The 7,958-nt window shown below is 74.9% G+C and carries 4 protein-coding genes and 1 pseudogene; 3 read left to right on the top strand and 2 right to left on the bottom strand.

Features of this window, described 5'->3' with window-relative positions:
- Positions 1-73: 73 nt before the first annotated feature.
- Positions 74-853 carry a thioesterase II family protein gene (locus CKY47_RS34685; RefSeq protein WP_306750603.1) on the top strand — a complete coding sequence of 260 codons (780 nt, stop codon included), beginning with the start codon at positions 74-76 and terminating at the stop codon, positions 851-853.
- A 95-nt stretch (positions 854-948) separates the two neighbouring features.
- Here the strand turns inward: CKY47_RS34685 and CKY47_RS34690 are convergent, their stop codons facing one another.
- Positions 949-6,324, bottom strand: a complete 5,376-nt coding sequence (locus tag CKY47_RS34690; RefSeq protein WP_306750604.1) for an ATP-binding protein — start codon at positions 6,322-6,324, stop codon at positions 949-951.
- 676 nt (positions 6,325-7,000) lie between these two features.
- On the opposite strand from CKY47_RS34690, the gene CKY47_RS34695 reads away from it, so the two are divergent.
- Together CKY47_RS34695 and CKY47_RS37125 are read left to right on the top strand one after the other, a co-directional pair.
- Positions 7,001-7,138, top strand: coding sequence for a hypothetical protein (locus CKY47_RS34695; protein WP_306750605.1), 138 nt, complete (start codon positions 7,001-7,003; stop codon positions 7,136-7,138).
- Positions 7,123-7,389: a transposase gene (locus tag CKY47_RS37125; RefSeq protein ID WP_371320786.1), complete on the top strand. Its 267-nt coding sequence runs from the start codon at positions 7,123-7,125 to the stop codon at positions 7,387-7,389. Before CKY47_RS34695 ends, CKY47_RS37125 begins: the two co-directional genes overlap by 16 nt.
- 310 nt (positions 7,390-7,699) lie before the next feature.
- Here the strand turns inward: CKY47_RS37125 and CKY47_RS37130 are convergent.
- Positions 7,700-7,837 (bottom strand): annotated as a pseudogene (locus CKY47_RS37130) (IS5/IS1182 family transposase); the annotation flags it as partial.
- Positions 7,838-7,958: the final 121 nt, after the last annotated feature.

The raw sequence follows: 7,958 nt of genomic DNA on the forward strand, positions 1-7,958 counted from the left end.
GTGACACCGCGGCCACGGGGTCTCGCGCTGCCCGGAGCCGGTTCCGAGCACGGTCGAGGAGAAGGAGACACCCATGTCCGCACAGCGCCACGACGAGCGCGCCCGGTGGCTCAGGGAGTACCACGCGAGCCGCCGCGCCGCGCCGCGCCTGGTGTGCTTCCCGCACGCGGGCGGATCGGCGAGCTGGTACCACCCGATGTCGCACGCCCTGGCGCCGGACGTGTCCGTCCTCGCGGTCCAGTACCCCGGCCGCCAGGACCGCCGGGGCGAGGTGCCGCTCGACGACGTCGGCGCCATCGCCCGGCAGGTCGCACCACTGGTGGCCGACCTGCCCGGCGGTCCTCCCGCGCTGTTCGGGCACAGCATGGGCGCGCTGGTGGCGTTCGAGGTCGCGCGGCTGATGACCGGCAAGCACGACGAGGCGCCGGCGCACCTGTACGTGTCCGGGCGGCGCGCCCCCGACCGGCACCGCTCCGAGGCGGTGCACCTGATGGACGAGCGCGGCCTGCTGGCCGAGGTCGCCGCGCTCGGCGGCACGGGCGCAGCGAACCTGCGGGACCGCGACCTGGTGGCGATGGTGCTGCCGCCGCTGCGCGCGGACTACCGCGCCGTGGAGACCTACCGGCACACGCCGGGGGAGCCGCTGACCTGCCCGGTGACCGTGCTGACCGGTGACGCCGACCCGAAGACGACCGCCGCCGAGGCGGAGGGGTGGCGGGAGCACACCACCGGCGCGTTCGACCTGCGGGTCTACCCCGGCGGCCACTTCTTCCTGACCGACCACCAGGCCGAGGTGCTGGACCTGCTGCGCGGCGGGCTCACCCGGGCGCGGAGGAGCGTGCACGCGGACTGAGTGCGACGCGGACCGCCCGGCCCGGCTGCGTGAGCCGGGCCGGGCGGTCCGCGTCGTGGTGGTCCGTTCGCGGTCGCGTCCGGCTCGTCGGCCGGTCAGGGCCTCCAGGGGCGCGACGCGCCCCGCACCGCCGCGATGATGCCCGGCCGCAGCTCCCGCGCCGGCAGGACGCGGTCCACGGAGCCGACCTCGACGGCGCGGTGGATGTCGTGGATGCGGTCGAACTCGGCCGCCACCTCGCCCAGCTTCTCCGCCCGCACCGCCCGTCGCACGCGGGCCGGGTCCTCCCCGCCGCCGCCCGCCCCGGTCAGGGCGAGCACGCGCGGGTCCCCGGCGGTGCGCTGGTCGACGTCGCGGGAGAAGACGACGGCCGCGGCGGGCGCGCCGCCGATGACCGAGGCGAACGACCCCTCGACGGCGAGGACCGTCATGCCGGGGTTGAGCGCCTTGGAGAACACCACGAACGCACCGCCGTGGTAGCGGGACACCACGCAGAACACGATCCGGCCGCGGAAGTTCACCACCGCCCGGCCGATCTCGGCACCGAACTCCAGTTGGAGCTCCCGCATCGACTCGGGGGAGCCGTCGAACCCGGACAGGTTCGCCAACACCACCACCGGACGCACACCGGAGGCGGCGTTGATCGCCCTGGCGACCTTCTTCGACGACCGGGGGAACAGCGTGCCCGACGTGTACGCGCCAGGCCCGTCGGCGGGCGGGAACCCGCGCCGCGCCACGGTCGTCGACTCGATGCCCAGCAGGCACACGGGCTGCCCGCCGAGGTGTGCGTCGAGGACCACCGCCGTCTCGCCGCCCACGAGGTCCGCCCAGCGCTCCAGCACCGGCCGGTCCTGGTCGGACACGGCGCGCAGGACCGCCCGGATGTCGAACGGCTTCTTGCGGTCGGGGTTGCTCTCGGCGGAGAAGATCTGACCCACCGAGGTGAACGGGCTGTCACCCGCCGGGTGCGGGTACGACGTGACGTCCCGGTCCTCCGGGTCCGCGGTCGACGCCGCGCGGGGACCCGTCTCGCCCGGCACGACGTAGGCGTGGTCGTAGTGCGCCATCAGCACGTCGCGCGCCCCGGCGAGGTCCTCGGCCCGGTACTGCGCCTGGCCGTTCGGGCCCATGACGCGGTCGTACCCGCCGATGCCCGCGTTGTCCTCGGCGGACACGCCACCGGAGAAGTCCAGCGACCGCTTGCCGGTCAGCACCATCGCCGATCCGGGCACCATCACCAGCACGCCCTTGGTGTGCATGAGCATGGTGGCCTCGGCGCTCCAGTACGGCTGCGCGCCGACCGTGATGCCCGACACCACGATGTTGACCTCGCCGCCGTCCTGGGTGAACTCGACGATGCGCCGCAACACGGCCGCCACCCAGTCCATGTTCTCGGTGCCCGACTCGCGCGAGATCCGCGCGCCCGCCGACACCGCGAACCACTCGACCGGCAGCCGCAGCGCCGCGGCCAGGTCCAAGGCGGCGACCACGCGCCGGCACTCCGGCGCGGACAGCGCGCCCAACGCCTTGGTGGCGTCGCCCAGCAGGACGACGCGGGACACGCCCTGCGGGTGCTTCGGGGTCGGCGTGCTCACCACGCCGACGACCACCGCGGCGGTGTTCCCGCCCTTCGGCCGGTCCACCGGCACGAGGGTGTCGCCGTCCAGGTCGTACTCGGTGAACGTGCCGCCCGCGCCGGCCGCGAGACCGGCCAGCTCATGGGGGTGGACCACGCCGCGGGCACGGGCGTTCGACACCGTGCGCGCGTAGCCGTCCAGCGGGCGCAGCGGTCCGACCGGCGGCAGACCGAGGACCACCCGCAACCGCCCCTGCGCGTCCGGCACGACCCGAACGGCGAGGTCCGCCTCGTCACCCGCGCCGTCCGCGTGCCGGTGACCCAGGACCAGCACTTCGGCGAGGTCCAGCCCGTCGGCGTCCGGGAGCAGGCGCTCCAGCGCGGCGGCGACCTCGGGCGCTTCGACGTCGACGGGTGGCCACAGGTAGACGAGCACGCGGTGGCTGTGCGCCGCACCCGACTCCAGCCGGGCGTGCCGGATCGTGCCCAGGCACAGGGCGAGGGACTCCTCCGCCGCCGGCAGCTCCACGGCCCCGTCGTCCCGGTGCCGCCCGGTCAGGCCGCGGACCTGGCCGAGCGCGAGGAGCCGGACGTCGGACGGGTCGCCCGCCGCGGTGCAGCGGAACAGCGCCACCTCGTCGTCCCCGGTGGGCAGCCGGTCCAGGACGAACCCGCTCATCCGCTCCCACTGCACGCGCTCGGCGACGTACGGGTGGAGACCGCGCAGCAGCCGATCCTCCACCAGGCCGCCCGTGCCCGGGACGAACGTGAAGTGGTGGTGCCCGGTCCCGCCGCGCCGGGTGGCGGTCACCGTGATCCGGCCGATCTTCTCGGGCAGCTCGCTCGCGCCGAGCGGCACGAGCAGCAGCTCGGCCGCGGTGTCGGTGTCGGCGGGGAAGTCGTCCCACAGCACGTGCACGTCGGCGACCACGGTCTGCTCCTGCCCCAGTTCGACGATCCCGCGCTGCGCCGCGGCGAGCCGGTCGAACGGGACGGCGGTGCTCACCAGCCGCGAGCCGCTGGCCAGGTGCTCGGCGACGAGGAAGGCGCAGCCGCCCACCTCCGCCGTGCGCACGTCACCGAGGGCCTGGTCGCCGTAGTGCCGGTGGGCCAACGCCTCCAGCAGCGGGTCGGGACCCGCGCCGGTCCGGTCGAACCGTCCCGTCAGGAGCCGGACCAGGGGTTCGGGCGTCGCCGCCACGGCGGCTAGGCGCTCCGCGCGATCGGGGGCGGACGGGGCGTTGTCGAGGTGGTGGAGGTGCCGCCGGGCGTCGGCGTGGGCGCGAGCCCGTGCCCGGCGGCGCGCGGGACCGGTGAACCAGCGCAGCAGGACGGCCCGCGCGGTGTCGGCGAGATCGGGGAACGCCGTCCGCGCGGTCGAGGCCAGGTGGTCGAGCGCCGTCTCCACCGCTTCCCGGTCGGGTGCCGCCGGTGGGCGCTCGGTCAGCCACCGCCGCAGCAGGGCCCGGACGACCTCGGCGGCCTCCCCCGCGCGCCGCAGCGCCAAGTGCAGCCGGAACACCGCCTCGCCGACCCCGTCGCCGCGTTCCACGTCGTCGACGCCGTAGTGCGCGAGCGCGGCGCGCAGGAGCCGCCGGAAGGACGCCGACACACCGGCCCGGTCGGCGTCGAGCGTGGTGAGGTACCAGTGGAAGTCCTCGCGCGGCGCCCGGCCGCCGTCATCGGCGCGGTCGCCGCTCAACCCGCACACCGCCGTGAACACCCGCAGCAGCCGCGCTTCGCCGGCCAGCGGCCGATCGGCGAGTTCCCGGCGGGCGGCGAGGTACCCGTCCAGGACCGGGACCGGACCGTACCCGAGGACGGCGTCGTGCAGCACGTCCAGCAGGTGGGCCGCGCGGCGCTCGGCGGACTCCTCCGCCGCGGTGGGGAAGCGCACTTCGACGGTCGACCCGTCGTCCACCCCCGACCGCTCGCCGACGTCGAGGCGTGCCAGCGGAGCACCCGCCACGACCTGCGTGCCGACCGGCACGCACAGCTCGGTGAGGCGAGCGCGGGCAGGCGCGCGCACCGCGCTCTCCATCTTCATCGCCTCCAACACCACCACGGGGTCGCCGGCGAGCACCTCGGCGCCCACCGCCACGGGCGCCGCGACCACCAAGCCGGGCATCGGCGCCCGCAGCAGGCCGCCCTCGTTGCGGCTCAAGCGGTGCGTCGTGCCTTCGACCTCCACGTGGTACACGGGGTCGCGCGCGTCGACGACCACGCGGTGGCGCACACCGTCGACGACGAGTTCCGCGGCGTGCCGGTCGAACCGCCGCACCTCCACGGTGGCCTCGGTCGCACCGGGCACCGACACGTGGTAGCGCCCGATCCCCGTCCGGGTGACTTCGACCCGGTGACCCGCGGTACCCGCGAGGAAGTCGAACGACCGGGTGGCCTCGTGGTCGGTCGCCGGGCGACCGCCGCGCGCCGAGGCCAGCAGCGCGGCGCGCGAGACCTCGTCCGCGGCGTCCGCCGCCTCGATGCCCGCCACCGCGAGCGCCACCGCGAGGTGCGGGGCGTCACCGCGCCCGGACGCGCCGCGCACGCGGTCGACCCACGCGGTGTCCGCCGTGCCGTCGACGACCTCCGGGTGGGACAGCAGTTCCAGCAGGAAGCCCTTGTTGGTCGTGCCGCCCTCGACGACGACCGTGGTCTCGGCCAGCGCCCGGCGCAACCTGGCGAGCGCCTCGGCGCGCGTCGCGCCGTAGCCGATCACCTTCGCGATCATGGAGTCGAACTCCGCGGGGATCACGTCACCCGCGCCGACACCGGTGTCCACGCGGACCCCCGGACCGGTCGGCAGGTCCAGGCGCGCGATGCGCCCCGGGCAGGGCGTGAAATCGCGGTCCGGGTCCTCGGCGTTGAGCCGCGCCTCGACCGCGTGGCCGGTCTCGCGCGGCGGCTCCCCGGTCAGCGGTCGCCCCGCCGCCACCTGGAGCTGGGCGCGAACCAGGTCGAACCCGGTGGTGGCTTCGGTGATCGGGTGCTCGACCTGGAGGCGGGTGTTGACCTCCAGGAAGGCGAACGTGCTCGTGCCGGGGTGGTACAGGAACTCGACGGTGCACGCGCCGCGGTACTCGACGGCGCACGCCAGCCGCTCGGCCGCGGCCTTGATGTGCTCCACCTGGTCTCGGGTCAGGACGGGCGACGCCGACTCCTCGATCACCTTCTGGTTGCGCCGCTGCACCGAGCAGTCGCGAACCCCCAGTGCCCAGGCCGTGCCCTGCCCGTCCGCGATGACCTGCACCTCCACGTGCCGGGCACCGATCACCAACCGCTCCAGGAACATCACCCCGCTGCCGAACGCGCGTTCCGCCTCCGACGACGTCCGCTCGAACGCCTCGGCCAACTCCTCCCGCGAGTCGATCCGGCGGATGCCGCGACCACCGCCGCCCGCGCTCGCCTTGAGCATCAACGGGTAGCCCACCGCGTCGGCCGCCTCCACCGCCGCCCGGAGGTCCGCCACCGGCCCGCCGCTCCACGCCGCCACCGGCACACCGACCCGCTCGGCCAGCAGCTTCGAGCCGATCTTGTCGCCGAGCAGGCGCATGGCCGCGGCGCTCGGACCGATGAACGCGACGCCGAGGCGGTCGCACAGCTCGACGAAATCGGGGTTCTCCGCGACGAAGCCCCAGCCCACCCAGGCCGCGTCGGCGCCGGTCTCCACGAGAGCCCGCTCCAGCACCGCCAGGTCGAGGTAGGGACGGGAGGCCGCAGGGCCGAGGAGGTACGCGTGGTCGGCCCGCCGGACGAAGGTCGCCGCGCTGTCCACGTCGGTGTGCAGCGCGACCGTCTCGATCCGCGCTCCCGTCTGCTCGACGAGGTCACCGACGGTGTGGAGGAGCCGGAGCGCGGCCTCGCCGCGGTTGACGATGGCGATTCTGCTGAACAAGGGCGTGCTCCTCGTGGACGGTGGGCCGGTCCGGTGCCGGCCCCTGGGCGTGCGTCTGCGTGGAACCGCGCGTACTCCTGTCGTGCCGGCCGCCGCACGTCGTGGCCTCCGGCTCCGGTGGGTTGTCCGCCGTGCTGCAACCGCGCACCACCGTGGTCGAGACGATCGAACCTCCGAGGACTGTCCCGCGGGCCTGTGCGACCTCAGAGTGGGAGGCGCGGACAACACCGGTCAACGAAGTCGGCCATCGTCTAGGTGGATTGCCAATTTCGGAGTTCACGGCGGGGCCGGGCCGCGCACCCGTACCGCCGGTGGCCCTCACTGCGGGGGCGGGCGGTCCGGCAGCGGTCCTGTCGCAGTACGGACGGGTTGTTCGAGCCGGCCGACGCCCTGCTGTGCGCCGACGAGCCGGTGCGGACTCCGGTGGGGTTGTCGCTCGCGGCGGAGCACCGGCGTGGGCGCGGTGGGCTGTACGACGCAATCGACAACGCCGTATCGGGGCCGACCGGTTGCGTGACGCGCTGGTGGGTATGCCGTCACCGCGGGCGGCAGACGGCCGTCTGGTGCCCGCGGTCGACGTCTCGCCCTGGTTGCGTCCGGATGGCGCGCCCTGTCCCGACCGCTCGTTCCGTCACGTCTGCGGACGCGGCAAGGGCGAGCATCGCATGATCGCGGGATGGCCGTACTCGTTCGTGGCGCGTTGGAGACCGGCGGTACGTCGTGGACCGCCTTGCTGGACGCGGTCCGCCTTCCGCCCGGTGCCGACCTCGCCGCGGTCACGCCGCCCAACCGCGCGGCGTGGTCGAACGGCTGATCGCCGCCAGTCAATGGAAGCAGGGCGATCCGGAGATCCTGGTGGTGTTCGACGCCGGCCACGACGCGCCCCGCATCGCCTACCTGCTGGGAGACCTACCGGTGCGGGTGCTGGGGCGGACGCGGTCGGACCGGGTGCTGCGCCGCCCGACCCCGCCTCGGGGTCACGACCCGGACGGAGGACGCTTCCGCGAGCACGGCGCGAGTTCGTCTTCGGCGACTCGGCCACCTGGAACACCGGGGACGTGGTGACCAGCACCGACGCGCGCCTCTACGGCACCGCCACCGCGCAGGCACGAAACCGACTGCACCCACGACCGGCCGCCGCAGCGCCTGGATCGACCACAGTGGACCACTGTCGATCACCGAGGCCCCGTGATCCGCCTGACGGTGGAGCACCTGCCCTCCGGCGAAGTGAACAGACCGGCCTGGCCGTGGTCCTCCGGCACCGACGCCGACACGGCTGCGCGACCCCGAGGCCGCCGACCGCTGGACCTGGCTGATCCTCGCCGCCCGCGCCCACCTCCGCCTGACCCGCCCGCTGGTCGCAGACCTGCGCCTTGTCGGCGAACGTCGTGACCTCGTGGGCGACCGGCATGTCGACCAGGCCGTGGGTACGGGTCGCGGTCAGGTCGTGGGCGGAGCCGGGCAGCGCCGGCGAGGTCCACACCAGCCGACCGGCCGGGTCGGCGAGGATCCGGGCAGGCGTCGCCGGTGGCGGAACCCGTCACGGCGCTGGCCGGGCTGGCGGTCAAGTGGTGAGCCGGTGCCCCCGGCGGGCTGGTCGGACACCGGTGGACGGGCAACACCTGGTGCCCCAA

This window comes from Saccharothrix longispora, from assembly GCF_030852425.1.
Lineage (GTDB): Bacteria > Actinomycetota > Actinomycetes > Mycobacteriales > Pseudonocardiaceae > Actinosynnema > Actinosynnema longispora.